The organism is Escherichia sp. MOD1-EC5950 (assembly GCF_002965345.1).
GTDB lineage: Bacteria > Pseudomonadota > Gammaproteobacteria > Enterobacterales > Enterobacteriaceae > Escherichia > Escherichia marmotae.
Genome location: NZ_PTSR01000089.1, coordinates 1 through 1,400, shown reverse-complemented (window position 1 = coordinate 1,400; position 1,400 = coordinate 1). Strand labels below are relative to the sequence as shown.

Annotated in this window: 1 protein-coding gene and 1 other annotated feature; the gene reads left to right on the top strand. The window is 53.5% G+C overall.

Annotated features, from left to right (window positions below; translation table 11 throughout):
* Positions 1-149: 149 nt before the first annotated feature.
* Positions 150-1,400 (top strand): IS3 family transposase gene (locus BEA93_RS24300; RefSeq protein WP_442899327.1). Its coding sequence is split into 2 segments (ribosomal slippage), with 1,252 coding nucleotides annotated over them: positions 150-438 and positions 438-1,400; the frame shifts between segments, so codons are not numbered across the junction. This gene is flagged as partial in the annotation.
* Positions 431-547, top strand: a sequence feature (AL1L pseudoknot). It overlaps the preceding gene by 117 nt.

Genomic DNA, 1,400 nt, shown 5'->3' with positions numbered 1-1,400 from the left:
ACAGAAACGAAAGGCCGGGGTTATAGCAGAAGCTAATCCTGAGTAAAACGGTGGATCAATATTGGGCCGTTGGTGGAGATATAAGTGGATCACTTTTCATCCGTCGTTGACACCTGGAGACTAAACTTCCTGAGAAAGAGGTAAACAGGGTGACTAAAAATACTCGTTTTTCCCCCGAAGTCCGTCAACGGGCAGTTCGTATGGTTCCGGAAAGTCAGGGCGAATATGACTCACAATGGGCGGCAATTTGTTCCATTGCTCCAAAGATTGGCTGTACGCCAGAGACTCTGCGCGTCTGGGTTCGCCAGCATGAGCGGGATACCGGGGGCGGTGATGGTGGGCTCACCACCGCTGAACGTCAGCGTCTGAAAGAGCTGGAGCGTGAAAATCGTGAACTGCGCCGCAGTAACGATATCCTTCGCCAGGCTTCCGCTTATTTTGCGAAGGCGGAGTTCGACCGCCTCTGGAAAAAATGATGCCACTGCTGGATAAGCTGCGTGAGCAGTACGGGGTCGGACCGGTATGCAGCGAACTGCATATTGCCCCGTCAACGTATTACCACTGTCAGCAACAGCGACATCATCCGGATAAACGCAGTGCCCGTGCGCAGCGCGATGACTGGCTGAAGAAAGAGATACTGCGCGTATACGATGAAAATCATCAGGTGTACGGTGTGCGTAAAGTCTGGCGTCAGTTGTTACGGGAAGGTATCAGGGTGGCCAGATGCACTGTGGCACGTCTCATGGCGGTTATGGGACTTGCCGGTGTTCTCCGGGGTAAAAAGGTCCGTACGACCATCAGCCGGAAAGCCGTTGCCGCAGGCGACCGCGTAAACCGTCAGTTCGTGGCAGAACGTCCTGACCAGCTGTGGGTAGCTGATTTTACTTACGTCAGCACATGGCAGGGCTTCGTCTATGTGGCGTTCATCATTGATGTATTTGCCGGATACATCGTGGGGTGGCGAGTCTCATCGTCTATGGAAACGACATTCGTGCTGGATGCACTGGAGCAGGCGTTGTGGGCCCGCCGGCCGTCCGGCACAATCCACCACAGTGATAAAGGTTCTCAGTATGTATCGCTGGCCTACACGCAGCGGCTTAAGGAAGCCGGCTTACTGGCCTCAACAGGAAGTACTGGTGACTCGTATGACAACGCGATGGCGGAGAGCATCAATGGTCTTTACAAAGCGGAGGTAATACACCGTAAGAGTTGGAAAAACCGGACAGAAGTGGAACTGGCCACTCTAACGTGGGTGGACTGGTATAACAATCGACGATTGCTGGAAAGGCTGGGCCATATTCCTCCGGCAGAAGCAGAAAAAGCGTATCGTTCCGGCGAACTCATATTGACGCATTTTTCAGGCGAGCCACTGGCAGCGCATACGATTGATCACCGTCTGA